At 45.4% G+C, this 17,512-nt stretch carries 17 protein-coding genes; 1 reads left to right on the forward strand and 16 read right to left on the reverse strand.

The window, feature by feature from the left end:
- Window positions 1-47: 47 nt before the first annotated feature.
- The 16 genes from G636_RS0106125 to pta all read right to left on the reverse strand — a co-directional run bounded on the left by G636_RS0106125 (window position 48) and on the right by pta (window position 16,022).
- Window positions 48-275, reverse strand: a complete 228-nt coding sequence (locus tag G636_RS0106125) for a KH domain-containing protein (RefSeq protein WP_026507331.1) — start codon at window positions 273-275, stop codon at window positions 48-50.
- Between the two features lie 29 nt (window positions 276-304).
- Window positions 305-553 (reverse strand): 30S ribosomal protein S16, encoded by a 249-nt coding sequence (gene rpsP, locus G636_RS0106130; protein ID WP_026507332.1) that lies wholly within the window; start codon window positions 551-553, stop codon window positions 305-307.
- 137 nt (window positions 554-690) lie between these two features.
- Window positions 691-2,067: a signal recognition particle protein gene (gene ffh / locus G636_RS17495; RefSeq protein ID WP_051226596.1), complete on the reverse strand. Its 1,377-nt coding sequence runs from the start codon at window positions 2,065-2,067 to the stop codon at window positions 691-693.
- Window positions 2,067-2,417, reverse strand: a complete 351-nt coding sequence (gene ylxM, locus G636_RS0106140) for a YlxM family DNA-binding protein (protein ID WP_035778956.1) — start codon at window positions 2,415-2,417, stop codon at window positions 2,067-2,069. The genes ffh and ylxM overlap by 1 nt, the downstream gene beginning before the upstream one ends.
- A gap of 76 nt (window positions 2,418-2,493) precedes the next feature.
- Window positions 2,494-3,390, reverse strand: coding sequence for an AraC family transcriptional regulator (locus tag G636_RS0106145; protein ID WP_026507334.1), 897 nt, complete (start codon window positions 3,388-3,390; stop codon window positions 2,494-2,496).
- 10 nt (window positions 3,391-3,400) lie between these two features.
- Entirely contained in the window at window positions 3,401-4,468 is a 1,068-nt protein-coding gene (locus tag G636_RS19395; RefSeq protein WP_051226598.1) for a glycoside hydrolase family 25 protein, read from the reverse strand.
- A complete protein-coding gene (locus G636_RS0106155) occupies window positions 4,452-5,321 on the reverse strand; it encodes a YitT family protein (RefSeq protein WP_026507335.1) in 870 nt (289 codons plus the stop codon). Before G636_RS0106155 ends, G636_RS19395 begins: the two co-directional genes overlap by 17 nt.
- A gap of 1 nt (window position 5,322) precedes the next feature.
- Entirely contained in the window at window positions 5,323-6,549 is a 1,227-nt protein-coding gene (ilvA, locus tag G636_RS0106160) for a threonine ammonia-lyase (protein WP_026507336.1), read from the reverse strand.
- A 78-nt stretch (window positions 6,550-6,627) separates the two neighbouring features.
- Complete coding sequence (gene ftsY, locus G636_RS17505; protein WP_207640245.1) at window positions 6,628-7,548, reverse strand: signal recognition particle-docking protein FtsY; 921 nt, start codon at window positions 7,546-7,548, stop codon at window positions 6,628-6,630.
- Window positions 7,549-7,601: 53 nt separating this feature from the next.
- Window positions 7,602-11,159: a chromosome segregation protein SMC gene (gene smc, locus G636_RS0106170; protein WP_026507337.1), complete on the reverse strand. Its 3,558-nt coding sequence runs from the start codon at window positions 11,157-11,159 to the stop codon at window positions 7,602-7,604.
- A 35-nt stretch (window positions 11,160-11,194) separates the two neighbouring features.
- Complete coding sequence (gene rnc / locus G636_RS0106175) at window positions 11,195-11,893, reverse strand: ribonuclease III (protein ID WP_026507338.1); 699 nt, start codon at window positions 11,891-11,893, stop codon at window positions 11,195-11,197.
- Window positions 11,894-11,989: 96 nt separating this feature from the next.
- The gene (gene acpP, locus G636_RS0106180) at window positions 11,990-12,220 is read right to left on the reverse strand and encodes an acyl carrier protein (protein ID WP_026507339.1); all 231 of its coding nucleotides are present in this window, start codon (window positions 12,218-12,220) and stop codon (window positions 11,990-11,992) included.
- 83 nt (window positions 12,221-12,303) lie between these two features.
- Complete coding sequence (gene plsX / locus G636_RS0106185) at window positions 12,304-13,311, reverse strand: phosphate acyltransferase PlsX (protein WP_035778958.1); 1,008 nt, start codon at window positions 13,309-13,311, stop codon at window positions 12,304-12,306.
- A gap of 145 nt (window positions 13,312-13,456) precedes the next feature.
- Window positions 13,457-13,642 carry a 50S ribosomal protein L32 gene (gene rpmF, locus G636_RS0106190; protein ID WP_026507341.1) on the reverse strand — a complete coding sequence of 62 codons (186 nt, stop codon included), beginning with the start codon at window positions 13,640-13,642 and terminating at the stop codon, window positions 13,457-13,459.
- 163 nt (window positions 13,643-13,805) lie between these two features.
- Window positions 13,806-14,996, reverse strand: coding sequence for an acetate/propionate family kinase (locus G636_RS0106195; protein ID WP_026507342.1), 1,191 nt, complete (start codon window positions 14,994-14,996; stop codon window positions 13,806-13,808).
- 27 nt (window positions 14,997-15,023) lie between these two features.
- Window positions 15,024-16,022 carry a phosphate acetyltransferase gene (gene pta, locus G636_RS0106200; RefSeq protein ID WP_026507343.1) on the reverse strand — a complete coding sequence of 333 codons (999 nt, stop codon included), beginning with the start codon at window positions 16,020-16,022 and terminating at the stop codon, window positions 15,024-15,026.
- Window positions 16,023-16,198: 176 nt separating this feature from the next.
- Between pta and G636_RS17510 the strand changes: the two genes are divergently transcribed.
- Complete coding sequence (locus tag G636_RS17510) at window positions 16,199-17,509, forward strand: tRNA(Met) cytidine acetate ligase (RefSeq protein ID WP_051226602.1); 1,311 nt, start codon at window positions 16,199-16,201, stop codon at window positions 17,507-17,509.
- Window positions 17,510-17,512: the final 3 nt, after the last annotated feature.

Below are 17,512 nucleotides of genomic sequence, written 5' to 3' on the forward strand. Positions count from 1 at the left end.
CCCGCGGCAGTACCGCGGGACATAATAATCAGCTCAGCTTCCGGTCATTAGACAATCTCAACATCAACATGCTTATCTTCACGTGTAGATGCTGCCTTTACCAGAGAACGTATAGCCTTGGCTATCCTACCCTGCTTGCCTATTACCTTACCCATATCGGAAGAAGCCACATGCAACTCAATGATCACGTCTCTGCCATTATCCTTCTCATTAACTACAACCTGATCAGGATTATCCACAAGACGCTTTGCGATAACCTCAACTAATTCCTTCATACTGCCTACCACCTCCGGCTCTGGACAGATCAGTTCTTGTGTACTCCTGCCTGTCTGAAGATCTTTGCTACTGTGTCTGTAGGCTGAGCACCGTTAGCAAGCCACTTCTGAGCCTTCTCTGCATCAACCTTGCTTGTTGCAGGGTCTGTGTTGGGATCGTATGTTCCGATCTCATCGATGAATCTTCCTGCTACAGGGAACTTGGAATCACTTACTACGATTCTGTAGAAAGGAGTCTTCTTCTTACCAATTCTCTTTAATCTGATCTTTACTGCCATTTTCAATTTCCTCCATTGAATAAAAATAAATGTTAATATGAAAATCAGTCATTCACTGAAAAATCCTTTTCAGATAAGTATGGCTGCTTCAAACAATAGTAAATTCGTGAATCTGCGAATAAAAGCCTGCAGGATATTTAGAAGAATTTGCCACCCTTCATCATATTCTGCATGTTCATAAGGCTTCCCAGTCCGCCATGTCTGCCCTTCTTCATGCCGCCCAGCTGTTTCATCAGCTTCTGGGACTGCTCAAAGTTCTTGATAAAACGGTTAACAGCTGCTATATCATTGCCTGAGCCGTCTGCGATCCTCTTCTTTCTGGAAGGGCTCATCAGCTTGGGATTTCTTCTCTCCTGAGGAGTCATGGAAAGAACTATAGCTTCAAGCCTTGCCAGCTCCTTTTCATCAGGCAGCTGATCCTGGGATATCTTGCCAGCTCCGGGGAGCATTGACAGTATACTGCCCAGTCCGCCCATCTTACGCATCTGCTTCATGCTTTCCAGATACATCTCAAAGTCAAACTTGCCCTTCTTCATTCTCTCAGCCATATCCTGAGTTTCCTGAAGATCGGCTTCTTCAGCGGCTGCAGCAGCCTTGTCAATAAGACTGAGCACATCTCCCATTCCCAGTATTCTGGAAGCCATTCTGTCGGGATAGAACTGCTCCAGATCCTGGAGCTTCTCACCCATACCCACATAGAGGATAGGCTTACCTGTTACAAATCTGGTGGACAGTGCCGCACCGCCCCTGGTATCGCCATCCATCTTGGATAGGATGATACCGTCTATACCAACCTTGTCATTGAACTCAGAAGCAACATTTACAGCTTCCTGACCTGTCATAGCGTCAACCACAAGGATAGTCTGAAATACATCTACAGCCTGCTTGATATTCACAAGCTCTGCCATCATGGCATTGTCAATCTGCAAGCGTCCTGCTGTATCTATGATCACCACATTTTTATTGTGGTTCTTTGCATATTCTATACCATGTCTTGCTATATCTACAGGACTTACGTCAGTGCCCTCAGAGTAACAGTCAACCAGTACCTTCTCTGCATTGACCCTTAGCTGATCTATAGCCGCAGGTCTGTATACGTCGCAGGCTACCAGAAGCGGGAACTTACCCCTGCTCTTAAGCTTGCCAGCAAGCTTGGCTGCAGTGGTAGTCTTACCTGCACCCTGAAGACCAGCCATCATGATGACTGTCATGGCCTGACCGGGTCTAAAGGCAATCTCAGTAGTCTCTGAGCCCATGAGACTTACCATCTCTTCATTGACGATCTTGATGACCATCTGACCGGGATTGAGACCGTTCATTACGTCTTCGCCAATAGCTCGCTCTTCAACTGCTTTTGTAAATTTCTTTACAACCTTAAAAGATACATCAGCTTCAAGGAGGGCCATCTTAACCTGCTTAAGGGCTGTCCTTACATCATCTTCTGTAAGTCTGCCCTTACCCCTGAGCTGTTTAAAAACATTCTGTAATTTATCGGATAAGCTTTCAAATGCCATCAGCCAAGTTCCTCTATGATCAGTCCGGACAAGCGCCTGAGTTCGTCTTTATCAGATTCAGATAAATTCTCTGTATCCAGCACTCTGTCTATCTCTTCTGCAGCGGATTTAATAGCACGGAAGCGCTCTATCATCCTGAGCTTCTTCTCATAGCCTTCCATTGCAGCAGTACATCTTCTTATGAGATCATGTACACCCTGCTTGCTGATTCCGTATTCATCAGCAATCTCATTAAGCGACATGTCGTTATATACCAGGTTCTCATATACCTCTCTCTGATGATCTGTGAGCAGCTCACCATAAAAGTCATACAAAAGGCCCTGTTCCACCAATTTCTCAACCTGTCTCATGGTAACACCTTCCAGTGCCTCATAAGCACCTTACCTATATTACATGAGCAGCCCCAGGGTGTCAAGTATTTTTTCTTTACCCCCACGAATAATCAGATGGAAGCTTGCCCGTCAGCTTTTGAAAAGCGCTGCAAAAGGCGGAATAGTCGTGAAAACCGGCTTCCATGGCAGCAGTCATGGCTCCCTCTCCTCTGACAATGAGGTCTCTGGCCCTTAGCACCCTCTTCTGGGTAATATACTGATGGACACTGAAACCCGTCTCAGCTTTAAAGAGTCTCATCATGTGGTATTTACTGATGTAAAACCTGTCAGCTATTGAATCTATGGACAGATCCCCGGAGAGATTATCATTTATATGATCTATGATATCCACTATTTTTCTGTTATAATGGGCCTTTTCCATAAAGGCATCCTCCTGGGCCGCACACAGATCGGAGAGGTCCAGCATCAGCTTTATCAGGCCCATGTGGATCCTGATACTGCTTCCCGGGCCCTTATCCATTTCCATGAGCCTTTTCAGCTCTGTAAAGTCCTCCATGATAAGAGCAGTTCCTCCTGCATCGAAATGGACCAGATTAGACTTCTTTTCCGAAGGAAGCTCAAATATATCGCATATATCAGTTCCACCTTCCTGATCCCTGTCAGGCTCAAAGAGCTCCATGGACGAGAGACGACTGAGTATATCCGGGCGAAGATACAGGACATACCTCTCATAATTTCTCTCATCATCTGCAAATGTTCTGTGAATGGAATGATGGGGCACTATAATGAGATCATAAGGACGAAGCTCATAACTTCTGCCCTCCACGCTATAAGAAGCATTGCCCCTCAGAAAAAAGACAATTTTATCAAAGTCATGATAATGCCAGGGCGTATAAAGCGCCCTGTTCTCATCAAGACAGAATAATTTGAAATCACAATTCAGATATCCTCTCTGCTCATAATCTGCAGCAGGATTAAATGCATCATCCATAGATATCCTCTTACTTTACACAGATATTCAGATCCACATCCGTATCTATACCATCCACATGTCCCGTAGAGCTATACTGCCAATATGTAAAATCATAGGGGAAGTATTGAGGAAGATTGTAGTATGCGATCCACTTCTCAATATCTTCAAGCCTTGTCATGTCCAGCATAAGTGTGAAGGTCTCCACATTACCGTAGATCATGGATTTATACCCGGCTTCCTCTACCGTATGGCAAAACTTAAGAGCTGCATCTGTAAGCTCCTCTTTGGAAAGGCCACTGGTCCTGCTGGAATCAGTGTCGGGCCTCTCTATATCAATTACCAGGGGAAGCTCTATATCATAGCCCTTTACCGCTTCAAGGGTAAAGAGCGCCTCCTCATAGGCTTCCTCTTCATCTACAGCCTGTGAGAAATAATATACTCCCACCTTGATACCTGCAGCATGAGCACCTTCTATATTTGCTGCAAAATTAGGATCCTCTGACATGGCTCCCTGACTTGTGCCTCTGTTCCCAACTCTGATAAAAGCAAATTCAACGCCGTCAGCAGCTGCCTTTTCCCAGTCAATATCTCCCTGGAACTTAGCAACATCTATTCCTTTTGCCCCTGATACATCTTCTCTGCTGCCGGTATAGGTGAGTATACCCTTGTCGTTTTTCTCAAAATCCTTATCAGCAAAGCTATTGGCCCTAAGATTCTTATCAATAGGCACAAAATAGTATCTTCCATCTCTGGCTATGAGTATCTGATCACTAAATAGGCTCCTTAGGATACCGCTTACAGGAGTACCGCTTTCAAGCCCGCCCTTAATATCACTGAGTATCTCATTACGGCCCTCACCCTCAGCATTCTCCACCAGGGCATAGAGCTCTTCCTCAGAATAATAGCCCTCTTCCAGAGCGCTTATCCTGGAATTCTCCTTTCTGAGTCTGATATTCCTGTAGATCACAAGGAGTATGCATATCAGAAGGATCACAGCAAGGAGCCTGAGTGCTGTGATCCTGATCTGCGTCCTTCTGTGAACAGGGTTCTTATAGAGATTCTTGTCCGAATTTATATGATCATACCTTTTCTTCAAAATAGCTCTTATATCCCTCTCCAAATATTTCCATGGCGCTGGATACGATCAGAAATGCTTTTGGATCCTCTTCTCTTACTATCTGTTCCGCAAGAGGTGATACTCTCTTTTTCACAACGCAGAGAATGACCCTTTTATACGTCTTGGAATAGGCACCCTGTCCGTAAACATAGGTCACACCCACATCCAGTTCCTTTAACAGCCTTTCCGCTATGGCCTTGTACTCATCAGATATTATATACAACACCTTGGCTTCGTCCCTACCGTACAATACAGCATCCAAGACCAGGCCGCTGACAAATACGGATATGATGGAATACAAACCTGCAGGGACATCCTTCATTACAAGGGTAGCAAAGAATATGACTACCAGGTCAGTAGCAAAAAGAATACCGCCTGTCTTTACATGAGGATAACGGAGCCTTAATATCTTGATGATGATATCAGAGCCTCCGCTGGTGCCTCCCTGCATAAAGATCAGTCCCATACCTATAGCAGTAAGCGCACCGCCAAAGAAAGCTGCAAGCACTTTATCGTTAACAGCAAATACAACAGCGAACCTAGCCAGTATATCCGTAACAGCGGAAATAAGGCCGGTCGCATATAATGTTGATACTATAAAATGCAGCCCAAATTTCCAGGTACCTAGTATAAGGACCGGGATATTGAGAACCATAAACCAGGCACCGGTACCAAAAGGCACTATCCTGTTCAGAGCGATAGCGATACCTGTAAAGCCGCCGGGAGCCAGGTTATTGGGGTCTGAGAACAGCGCTGTTCCGATGCCGTAGAGAAAGGAACCCACTGTTATAAAAAAGTATTGAATCAGAAGCTTTCTGATCTTCTTGTTCATATCAGATCTGTGTGGTCACAAGCCTTGGACGATATAACTTTTCTTCCAAAGCTTCCATGATCTGAGTCTTATGCTCGGTTCCATAAGCCTCAAGTGTGATCCGCAGCTCTACAGCAGCATTGCGGTTGATGGATACAAACTGGTTGTGCTCCAGCTTGATAACATTGCCACCCAGTTCAGCAATAATACCGGATACTCTTGACAGTTCACCCGGCTTGTCGGGAAGAAGTACAGATACTGTAAAGATCCTGTCTCTTCTGATCAGTCCCTGCTGAACTACAGAAGACATTGTGATAACGTCCATATTACCACCGGAGAGAACGCATACTACCTTCTTATTCTTGCATCTGAGCTGCTTAAGAGCTGCTACAGACAAAAGACCTGAATTTTCCACGATCATCTTGTGATTCTCGACCATATCCAGGAAAGCGACTACCAGATCCTCATCATCTACCTTGATGATCTGATCGATATTCTTCTGGATATAAGGGAATATCTTCTCGCCGGGAGTCTTGACTGCAGTACCGTCAGCAATGGTATTGACACCGGGAAGCGTAGTGACCTTACCTTCCTTAAGTGATGCACTCATGCAGGCAGCTCCTGCAGGCTCTACACCTATTACCTTGATAGCGGGATTGAGGAACTTGGCAAGAGTGGATACACCACTGGCCAGTCCGCCTCCGCCGATGGGTACAAGTATATAATCAACTGTGGGAAGCTCCTTGAATATCTCCATAGCTATGCTGCCCTGACCTGTAGCCACATCCAGATCATCAAAGGGATGAACAAAGGTATATCCCTTTTCAGCAGCCAGCTTGATCGCATAGTCTGCTGCTTCATCATATACATCACCCTTTAATATTACTTCTGCTCCCAGGGCTTTGGTCCTGTTGACCTTGATAAGAGGAGTAGTGGTAGGCATTACAATGGTAGCATGCACACCATACTGACCTGCAGCATATGCCACGCCCTGAGCGTGATTGCCTGCAGATGCGGTGATCAGGCCCTTCTTTCTGTCTTCATCAGACATGGTGCTGATCTTGTAATAAGCACCTCTTACCTTGTAAGCACCGGTTCTCTGCATATTCTCAGGCTTGAGGTATACCTTATTGCCGCAGCTGCTGCTAAAGTAATCACTGTAGCAAAGCTTGGTCTCTACAGTGACCTCTTTGACCTTTTCGCAGGCCTCCTCGAATTTCTCCAATGTCATCTTCTTTTCGTCACTCATTATTGTCCTCCCATACTGCAGTATTTCATGCTGGCAGATCAAGTCCGCCGCTTCTATGAACGGGGCTGTCCACAAGGACTAATCATAATTCCTTGCATCTCCTGTCAGTATCTCTATGGCATCCTTCTCGGTGAGTTTCTCCACATCAAAAAGGGCGTCTACAAATTCATTGGGTTCGAATCTTTCAAGATCTTCAAGAGATTCACCCACACCAATATATTTTACAGGTATATTCAGCTCAGATACTATAGCAACAGCTATACCACCCTTTGCGGTTCCATCCATCTTGGTAAGTACTATACCTGTAAGCTGGGCAGCTTCAGAGAATTCCCTTGCCTGGGACAGAGCATTCTGACCTGTGGCAGCATCCAGTACTATGAGATTCTCGCGCATATATTCCGGAAGCTGTGCATCCAGTATCCTGTTCATCTTGCGCAGCTCTTCCATCAGATTCTTCTTGTTATGTAATCTTCCTGCAGTATCCACAATGAGGATATCTATATCCCTGGCCTTTGCAGCTCCTACAGCATCATATATCACAGATGCGGGATCCGCACCCTCTGCGCCTTTGATGATGGGTACTCCTGCCCTGTCGGTCCATTCATTAAGCTGCTCTGTTGCAGCAGCCCTGTAGGTATCGGCAGCTGCTACCAGTACCTTCTTGCCCCTGGCCTTATAGATCGCTGCAAGCTTGCCTACAGATGTGGTCTTACCCACTCCGTTCACACCAATTATGAAGAGTACAGACTTATTATTCTCAAAGTCATATGCATGCTCATCCTGGTGCATCTGCTCTCTGATATCCTCTACCAGCAGCTTTCTGCATTCCGAGCCGCTCTTTATCTTTAATTCCTTGACCTGGCTCCTGAGCCTGTCGATTATACGGCTTGTGGCATTGATACCTATATCACCCATGATAAGGGTTTCTTCCAGATCCTCATAGAAATCCTCATCAATCTCATTGGCTGTTCCCAGAACATTATCCAGGCCCTTGACCATTGATTCTCTTGTCTTGGACAAGCCGCCCTTTAGCCTTGCAAAAAATCCACTCACTAGTTTTCCAACTCCTTGTCTATAAGGTTAACACTTACCAGTGCCGACACACCCTTCTCCTGCATAGTGATACCGTAGAGTCTGTCTGCACTCTCCATTGTACCACGACGATGGGTAATTACAATGAACTGTGTGTTTTTGAGCTTATGGAGATACCTGGCAAATCTTACTACGTTATTCTCATCAAGGGCCGCCTCGATCTCATCAAGGAGACAGAAGGGTGAAGGCTTGAGATTCTGTATAGCAAAGAGAAGCGCTATGGCTGTAAGAGCTTTCTCTCCACCACTCATCATATTCATGTTGACCAGCTTCTTGCCCGGCGGCTGAGCGATGATCCTGATGCCTGCTTCCAGTATATCCTCATTCTCATCTATCTCAAGACTGCCGTGTCCGCCACCGAACATCTCTTTAAATACCTTATCAAATTGCTTGTTGATAAGATCAAACTGCTCTTTGAAGCGGCTCCTCATACCACTGTCCAGATCATCAATGATCACCAGGAGCTGATCCCTTGCCACTATCAGATCGTCATGCTGAGTCTTCATAAAATCATGACGCTCCAAAAGATTCTTGTAATCCTCTATGGCATTAACGTTAACATCTCCCAGTGCTCTTATGGAGTTCTTTAGAGAAGCAATCTCCTTTTTCATGGCAGAGGCATCATTCATCTCTTCATCACGAAGCTCTCTTGCCGATGACAGAGTGATCTCATATTCATCCCACATATATGCTGATAAGCCTTCAATCTGGCCGTCCAGCTTCTCTTTCTGGGATGAGAGCCTGTTAACTTCCTTATCAAGGCCGGATCTGAGCTCTGCAAGATGCTCTCTCTTTTCAAAAAAGCCCTTTTGCTTGCCGGAGAGCTCTTCTCTTACCTTCTGAGCTTCTTCCAATTCTTGTCTGGCCTTCCTGCTCTCCTGGCCGGAAGCTTCAATTGTCCCCTCTATAGTCCTTATATTTTCTTCTTTTTCAAGGGACTCTTTTCGGCTCATTTCCAGATGGCTGACTACCTCCTCCAGATCAGCCTTCTTCTGAGCCTTCTCGCCTTCTATTCTCCTTATATTCTCCAGGATATATTCCTTTTTCTGGTTAATTGCAGCGATCCTTGCATCCAGTCCTGTTACTTCCTTAAGAGCTTCCTCCTCTTTGTCGGAGAGCTCTCCGGATTCTCCTGTCAGGAGACTGGCATCCTCCTGGCTCTTTTCTTCCTGTCTGTCCAGTTCAGACAGCTCTGCGCGTATCCTGATCTCTTCTTCTTCCAGTTCCAGGCTCTTTACCCTGATATCTTCATTTTCTTCTTTCAGGTTTTCGTAGAGAGCAGTCTCTTCTTTTTGCTTCTCTTCCTCTCTCTCCACATTCATCCTGGCAGTATTCTGCTCAATGAAGGCTTCCTGGAGCTGGGCTCTTGCCTTTTCTATCCTGCCTCTGATATCTGCTCTCTCGCCCTTGATTGCATTTATATGATTGCCTATTTCCTCAGCCTGGGCATATAGCCTTGCACTTTCATTCTTAAGGTCATCCATCTCCCTTCGTCTTCCCAGGAGATTGGAGCTGTTCTTGAAGGCACCACCGCTAATGGCACCGCCGGGAGTAAGGAGTTCTCCCTCCAGGGTGACCATTCTCACGCTATAGTGATATTTTCTTGCAGCAGCAGTAGCATTATCCACATTATCGACAACTACTACCCTGCCAAGGAGATTAACTGCTACGCCCTTATATCTGTCGTCCACATTTACAAGAGTATCTGCTGTACCGATAACTCCCTTCTCACACAGTACATCCCTGTTAGTGAGACCTTTGCTACCTTCCATAGCTGTCAGAGGAAGGAAGGTAGCCCTTCCTGCTCTGTTCTGTTTCAGATATGAGATCATCTTCTTGGCTGTATCCTCATTATCTGTAACAATATTCTGTATGCTGCCGCCCAGAGCTGTCTCTATGGCTGTCTCATAAGCAGGATCGGTCTTGATGATATCGGCTACAACACCGATCACACCCTTCTCGTTGTCCTTTATGCTCATTACCGTCCTGACCGCAGAGCCATAGCCCTCATAACGTTCTGTCATATTGGCAAGGGCATTGTATCTGGACCTGAGTTCCATTGCCTTGTCTCTGGATACGCGCATCTTATCATCGCTTGCGGCAAGGTCATCCCTGATCTCGGATAGCCTTGTGTCATAGGCCTTCTGGCTCTCTTCCAGCTCTCTGATCTTTGTTCCCAGATCTTCAAAAATTTTCTTTAATTCATCAAGCCTTGCCTTCTTCTCTGCTTCGTCGCTTCGTACAGATACAAGGCGACCTGTCAGCTCAGCCTTTCTGATACTCAGCTGCTCCTTCATGGTAGCAATGGATGACTGACGAGCCTTGATAGAAGCCCTCTTGTTCATGCTCTCGATAACACTGCTCTTGGCTTCTTCGATCCTGTCAGTGATATCCTTTATCCTGCCTCTGATGTCTTCAAGACCTGCGACAGCAGTATTTCTCTCTTCTTCCAGAGATGTGATCTCCCTGTCTACTTCACTGCATTTGGCATTTTCAAGGGACAATTCCTCATCCTTGGCAGATATCTCGGCACTGATCTCATTTTTTCTCTCTTCAAAATGACCGGCCTGAGCCGCAGCAGATCTGATCTGCTCTCTAAGGATACCCAGCTGACCCTCCAGCTTTTCCTTTAGCACACTGGAATCAGTCATTGCTGATCTGGCATTGTCAACAGTCCTCTCTGCTTCTTCAAGTGCAGCCTGGACCTTATCATATTCTTCCCTGGCCTCTTCATATGCCCTTACAGTATCGTCCAGGTTCTTTTCAGCATCTTCAAGCTTCCCAGATGCATCATCGAGGAGCTGCTCAAGTCGCGCGGACTCTATGAGGAACATATTGATATCCAGGACCTTGAGCCTCTCCTTATGTCCCAAATATATCTTGGCAGTCTCAGACTGCTTCTGCAGAGGCTCCAGCTGCTTTTCCTGCTCCTGGAGTATATCAGATAGACGGGTGAGATTCACCTTCTCTTCTTCCAGCTTCCTTATGGCAGCCTCTTTACGTATCTTGAATTTAACAATACCCGCAGCTTCATCAAAAAGATTACGTCTGTCTTCGGGTTTGCTGGAGAGAATCTGGTCGATCTGACCCTGTCCGATAATAGAATAGCCCTCTTTACCTATACCGGTATCATAGAAGAGCTCATTAATATCCTTAAGTCTGCAAGGTGCGGAATTGATCATATATTCCGACTCACCACTCCTGTACAGACGCCTGGATACAGTCACTTCGTCAAAATCTATGGCCAAAGCCCTGTCACTGTTATCCAGAGTAATAGACACAAAAGCAAAGCCCAGTGGTCTTCTGAGCTCTGTTCCTGAAAAAATGACATCCTGCATGGATCCGCCACGGAGCTGCTTGGCACGCTGCTCGCCCAGAACCCATCTAACAGCATCCGCTACATTACTTTTACCGGAACCGTTAGGACCTACAATGCCTGTTATACCGTTATGAAAATCAAGCTTCATACGGTTTGCAAATGATTTGAAACCGTGTACCTCGATACTTTTTAAATACATTTTCAGCTGTAAGAGACATTATGAAAAAAGAGTCTTCAGGCTTTATTCCTCAGCTCCTTGATAGCCATATAAGCAGCTGCCTGCTCTGCGGCCTTCTTACTATGTCCCTCGCCCTCCCCAAGTATTTTGCCGTCGATCCAAACCTGTGTGTTAAAGACCTTATCATGCTCAGGGCCGTTTTCACCTGTGATCTTGTACTCCAGGCTGCAGCCGGGTTTTCCCTGTACCATTTCCTGGAGGATTGATTTGGCATCTACGAATATCTGTCTGTCTTCAAGATCGGTCAATATAAAGCGGTCTATATGTCTGCTGGCAGCTTCTATGCCGCCATCAAGATAGATCGCTCCAATAACAGCTTCCATTACATCAGAGATAATGGAATCCCTGTGTCTGCCACCTGTCATCTCCTCGCCCTTACCCAGCCTTATATGAGAAGCAAGGTCAAACTGCCTTGCACAAAAGGCAAGAGCCTGCTCACAGACCATAGAAGCCCTCATCCTGGTAAGTTCACCCTCTTTTTTGTCGGGATGGTTATGGTAGAGAAAGCTGCTGGATACCATTTCAAGAACGGAATCGCCAAGGAACTCCAGGCGCTCATAGTCTTCCTGCTTCAAGGTCTTCATCTCATTGGAAAAAGATGAATGTGTAAGAGCCGTTCTGATAAGCTTTCTATCCTTGAAATGATACCCTATCTTTTCTTCTAATAGATCAATAGATTCTTCAATATTCTGCATATGATTCCTCTGCAGAGCCTTTTATATAGAAGTGCATGGATGCAGGGCCTCTTCCTCTGTCCGGGGAAGGGGCCCTGTAATTAAATACGTTGTATATCAGGCTCTTGCTTCTTTGATAAGTGCTACTGCTTCTCCAACTGTCTTGATATTCTCAATCCTGTCTTCAGCCATCTTGATACCGAATTCATCTTCGATACCCATGATGATCTGATATATATCCAGTGAGTCAGCGCCCAGGTCGTCAATAAAAGTAGTGTCATTTGTGATCTCTTCGGGATCTACATTGAGCACATCAGCGATCAGTTCTTTAAGTTTATCCAGTTCCATAATTCCTCCTGTCAGGTCATAGGACCTTATCTTATATTCCTTAGATATTGTATTTTAATTGAGCCTCTTTAGCAAATGTTAAATTATTTGTCTCCGCCAAGATTTAATATTTCCACAATCTTGTCGTCCACATTATTCTCCTTAAAGGACACGCACTGGAGAATGGAATTCTTTACTTCCACAGCCTTTGCACTGCCGTGTGTCTTGACTACAAGGCTTCTAAGCCCCAGCATAGGCGCTCCGCCGTATTTCTCCAGATTAAAGTCTGCAAGGGCGCTCTTAAGCGAAGGCTTGATAAGAAGAGCTCCAAGCTTGGACATAGCAGATGACAAGAGTCCCTTCTTTAGGGCATGCATGAACATCTTGGCAGAACCTTCATACATCTTAAGGGCCACATTACCTGCAAAAGCCTCGCATACTATAACATCGCATACACCGGCAGGAATATCTCTTGCTTCAATATTACCTATAAAGTTAATATCACCGCATTCCTTCAAGAGTGGAAAAGTCTCCTTAACAAGGGCATTGCCCTTATCCTCTTCGGTACCTATGGAAAGGAGGCCTACTGTGGGATTCTTCTTACCAATGGTATTCTCATAATACACACTGCCCATCTTGGCAAACTGTACAAGATGTGAGGATCTGGCATCCACATTGGCTCCGCAGTCTATGAGCAGTGACACACCCTTCTCTGTAGGGATAAAAGGAGCAAGAGGAGATCTTTCCACGCCTTTTACTCTTCCTATTATAAGCTGACCACCTACAAGATTGGCTCCGGTACTTCCGGCAGACACATAAGCATCCGCTTCGCCATGTTTAACATGCATCATAGCTTTAACAATTGATGAATCCTTCTTGGTCCTTATAGCATTAACAGGAGCTTCAGCCATCTCGATCACTTCCCTGGCATCCAGGATCTCTACCCTGTCCTTATCATAGCTATACTTTGCAAGCTCTTCCTCTATCAATTCCTTTTTGCCTGCAAGTATGACTTTTACCAGGTCCGACTCATTAACAGCTTCTACAGCACCTTTAACGATCTCTCCGGGCGCATTGTCGCCGCCCATAGCATCAACACATACTCTGATCATCTTTAGACAATTTCCCCCTAGCACGCAACAATTTTTATACAAACTTATGTTTCATACTATACGACATCCGGATATAAATCAAGGCTTCCCGTTAGACGGAAAGCCTTGAAAATCATGCATTATCAGCATTATAAACTATCGACGATCAATCCTCGTTTACAGCTACAACGCTCTTATTTGCATAGTATCCGCATGCACGGCATACCTTATGGGGCTGTGTAAGAGCTCCGCAGTGGCTGCACTTAACAAGAGTCGGTGCGGTCATCTTCCAGTTCGCTCTTCTCTGATCACGATGGCCTTTGGAAGATTTATTCTTAGGGCAAATAGACATTTGTAACACCTCCTTACGCTGGTCGTATTCGATTACCAGCAAAAGGCGCCGGTAACAATTCTACTCATCAAAATTTGTGCGCAAACTTCTCGCACACCTAAGTGATTATACTCATATCACAGTCCTTTGTCAATAGACAAAGGAAAATATATCAAAATATGGCTTAAGCAAGCAGTGCATATGTATCCTTGGCGATAGCCAGTTCCTCATTGGTTGGAACTACATATACATTCACCTTGGAGCCGGGCATGGAGATCAGCTTCTCTTCGCCTCTGACCTTATTGGCTTCTTCGTTAAGTGTGATATCAAAAAGGCCAAGTCTGTTCACGATCAGCTTTCTGATAAAGCCGCTGTTCTCGCCTACGCCGGCGGTAAATGCGATGCAATCAACGCCGCCCATGGCTGCAGCATATGCTCCGATATACTTCACAACCTGATATACAAAGCAGTCAACTGCACGAATAGCATTTTCATTGCCTTCAATATAAGCGTCCTCCAGATCTCTGAAATCAGAGCTGATGTTGCCGGAGAGGCCGTATACACCGGACTCTTTATTGAGAACATTCATAACGCCGGCAGTATCCTTGCCGGTCTTCTTCTCTATCATCTCTACAACAGAAGGATCTATAGCACCTGACCTGGTGCCCATGATAAGACCTTCAAGGGGAGTCAGACCCATGGATGTATCCACGCATTTGCCATTCTTGACAGCGCTGACAGAAGCGCCGTTGCCAAGGTGACAAACAATAGTCTTTATAGACTCATAATCCTTGCCCTCGATCTCAGCTACCTTCTTGCTGACATAGGAGTGGCTGGTGCCATGGAAGCCATACCTTCTGATACCGTATTCAGTATAATAGCTGTAAGGAAGTCCGTAGAGATATGCTTCCTCAGGCATGGTCTGATGAAAAGCTGTATCAAATACAGCTACCATGGGAACACCGGGCATGAGCTCCATGCAGGCTCTGATACCGATAATATTGGCAGGATTGTGAAGAGGTGCCAGATCAGATACCTCCTCAATAGCCCCTATCACTTCCTCATCAATGACTACAGAACTGGTGAACTTCTCACCGCCATGTACTATTCTGTGACCTACAGCATCTATCTCAGACAGGGATGCCACTGCTCCGCTTTCGGTGAGAGCCGTAAGAACAAGGCTGACAGCAGTCTTGTGATCAGGCATTGCCACCTCTTTCTTCACCTTTTCGCTTCCTGTAGCAGTATATGAGATCTGACTGTGGTCAATCCCTATCCTTTCACAGAGTCCCTTGAAGAGGAGCTCCTGACTCTGAGCATCGATAAGCTGAAACTTAAGTGATGAGCTTCCGCAATTGATAACAAGTACTTTCATCATATCCTCCAAATGCAAATTAGTTTATTAGAGCTGTGCCTGTACTGCAGTAAGAGCGACTACGCCTACTATATCCATCCAGCTGCAGCCTCTGGACAGGTCATTGACAGGTCTTGCTATTCCCTGGAGCATAGGTCCATAGGCCTCAGCCTTTGCCAGTCTCTGCACCAGTTTATATCCGATATTACCGCCATCAAGATTAGGGAATACAAGCACATTGGCATGTCCCGCAACAGGACTTCCGGGAGCCTTGGAGGCTGCCACTTCAGGTACCAGCGCTGCATCCAGCTGCAGTTCACCATCACAGATCATATCAGGATAATCCCTGTGAGCGATCTCAACAGCATTTACAACCTTATCTACAAGGGCATGCTTTGCAGAACCTTTGGTAGAGTGTGACAAGAATGCCACCTTGGGTTCAGCACCAACAAGGAGCCTGAAGCTCTCTGCAGATGAAGCTGCGATCACTGCCAGCTCTTCAGATGTAGGATCCTGGTTCAGACCGGAATCAGCAAAAACGAAGGTTCCATTTTCACCATATTCACAGTGAGGTACATCTACTATAAAGAAGCCGGATACCATCTTGACACCCGGAGCTGTCTTGAGAATCTGAAGAGCAGGACGAAGGGTGTTGGCTGTGGAATGACATGCACCGGATACCAGTCCGTCTGCCAGTCCTGCCTTAAGCATCATTACACCAAAGTATGTCCTGTCAGACAAGAGGATCTCTCTTGCCTTCTCCAGAGTCATTCCCTTATTTTTACGAAGTTCGTAAAACATCTCTATAAGTTCATCAGTCTTTTCAAATCTCTCAGGATCGATGATGACCGAATCTGTAAGATCAGCACGTTCTTTCTTGGCATCTGTAAGGATAGTATCCACATTGCCCAGAAGTATAAGATTTGCAAGCCCCTCCTTAAGTACTTCCTCTGCTGCAAGCAGTGTTCTTGTGTCTTCGGTCTCAGGCAATATGATTGTTTTCTTGTTTGCCTTGGCCTTTTCCTTTATTCCGTCGATGTAAGACATATCTTCTCTCCTTTGTGATATATTAAAGATGTGGCTTTTGCCCAGGGCCCATCCCCCAATCATCACAGGGCCTATCAGCATAACACAGCACACATAAACAATCATAGCAGAGTGAAATTATACTTCAAGAAAAGATATTTTTTTAACAAAAATTGTTACTACAGGTATTGCTCAGAATGACTAAAAAATATAAAACAATCGGAATAATATGCGAATTTAATCCCCTTCATAACGGTCACAAATACATTATGGACCATGCAAGAAAAGCCCTTGGAGCAGACAGGATCATACTGGTCATGAGCGGCGATTATGTGCAAAGGGGAGAACCTGCAATAGTGTCAAAAGAAGCCAGAACCCGCATGGCACTTGAATCCGGAGCCGATGCTGTTTTTGAGCTCCCCCTTCTCTACTGCGCCTCCAGCGCAGAGTATTTTGCCAGAGGAGCAATATCTGTATTTAATGCACTTGGATGCATAGATATACTTTTATTTGCAAGTGAAGAAGGCAGCCTTGAATTGTTATCCAAAGCCGCGGATATCCTGATAGATGAACCTGTCAAATACAGGGAAATGCTGATAAATGCTCAGAGTGAGGGTCTTAGCTACGCCGCTGCAAGAATGAAAGCACTGGCAGTTTATTTTGACAAAAAAGAAACAAACTTTCTGACTTTGTCAAACAACATCCTTGCTATCGAGTATCTAAGAGCCCTAAGAGTCACCGGATCTACCATACAGCCCGTTACTATCAAAAGACTGGGAGCCTCCTACAATAACACAAAGATACACCGGGTAAACGATAGCTGCTCCCCGAAAAATACAGCATCCATAACAGCCAGTGCCACCGCTATCCGAAGAGCTATTGTCAATTCTTACAACGCAGTTTCTCCCGCATCTGTCGCAAAAGCTCTCCAAAACTCTCCGGATAACCGGCAAGACTCAATACATGATCTCATAAGATCATCCATGCCGCAGTTTGCCTACGATATCCTCATGTCTTCACCAAGAGTATACCCAAATAACTTCTCATCTCTTCTAAAATACAAGCTTACTCTTGAAAGAGACAAAGGCTTTGCTCAATATCTCGACATTGACGATGACCTGTCCAATAAGATCAGGGCCAAGCTCCCCCTCTTTACAGATACAGAGAGCTTTATCCAATTGCTCAAGAGTAAGGACCTTGCCTACACCCGAATCTCAAGAGCCCTTTTACATATAGTCCTGAATATCAGATCCGATCTGGCAGAGACTGCAAGAAAAGAGGGATATCCTGTATATTTGCGCCTTCTGGGCCTTCGCACTGCTTCATCTGATATATTAAGAAGCGTAAGTGATGATGCCCCAATCATCAGCAGACTCTCAGATGCAGACAAAATGCTCTCAGGCACTGCTCTTAGTCTGCTTCGCCAAAACATCACCGCCTCTGATATATATCATCAGATAAACGGTGATGCCGTGAGTGATTATAGCCGGACCCTTATCAGACTATGAAAA

This window comes from Butyrivibrio sp. MC2013 (genome assembly GCF_000424585.1).
Taxonomy (GTDB): domain Bacteria; phylum Bacillota; class Clostridia; order Lachnospirales; family Lachnospiraceae; genus Butyrivibrio.